Below are 877 nucleotides of genomic sequence, written 5' to 3'. Positions count from 1 at the left end.
GGTGGGCGGTGCGACGCGAGGCTGCTCCGCGAGCAGCGCGGGCGTGTAATTGTTGGGCTGGGCCAGCAGGAGCTGCGTCATGAGCAACTCCTCCAACTGCTTGACGGCCAGCGGCTGGGCCAGCATGGCGCCGTTCGTCTCCGCCTCCCGCCGGAGCATGTACACCACCGACAGCCAGGAACGCGCGGAAGGCCGGGTCAGGTCCATGCCCAGGGAGAAGACGAGCGGTCTGCGTAACTCCCGCCCCAGCATCTGGCTGAGGTGGGCCTCGATCGCGGGACGGTCGAACAACGTAGCGAGCTGCGGGGTCCCGGCCCGCCACCGCATGGACAGCGGCACCGGCATCGGCGACAGCACGGAGGCGCGCTCAGGCGTGGTCACGATCTGTTCCCGGCCGCAGGACACCTCCGCGGCGCCGGCCAGCGGGATCTCGACAAGGAAGCCGCTCTCCACCTCGCTTGACGAGAGCACGATCTCCGCCCCGTAGTCGACGTAGTAGAGGCCGATCCGGTCGCAGGTCACTCCGTTCAGATGGACATCGAGTCGGGCCCCGCGCTCCGTGATGTGCAGCCCGTGGGGAGCGAAGGTATCTCCAGCCTTCGCACGGGCCTCATCGAGGTCATGCGTGTGGAACCGCTCACTCGCGGCGAACGGTAGCGACTGAGCGGTCATATCCACCCCCGTGGGGATCGCACGGCCGGACGGCACTACGTCTCGGGGCCGGTGGTCGTCTATTACACCGGCCGTAGTTTCAGTTCGCATGATATGAGGAGACGGCACGTTGAAGTCGACCGGTTATGCACCTCCCCGTTATCCATGATTCTTGTTAAATAATGATCGCCTTTCGGCCGTACGGTATCGACGATCCGCAGAGAGA

Annotated in this window: 1 protein-coding gene; it reads right to left on the bottom strand. The window is 65.6% G+C overall.

Going from position 1 to position 877, the window contains the following annotated elements; all coding sequences use genetic code 11:
- Positions 1–672, bottom strand: a 672-nt coding sequence (locus tag Mth01_RS29360; RefSeq protein ID WP_204019212.1) for a cupin domain-containing protein, incomplete at its 3' end; no start/stop codon positions are given.
- Positions 673–877: the final 205 nt, after the last annotated feature.

This window comes from Sphaerimonospora thailandensis, from assembly GCF_016863115.1.
Lineage (GTDB): Bacteria > Actinomycetota > Actinomycetes > Streptosporangiales > Streptosporangiaceae > Sphaerimonospora > Sphaerimonospora cavernae.
Note: the sequence above shows the minus strand (reverse complement) of the source record. Positions and strands in the feature narration are given on the sequence as shown.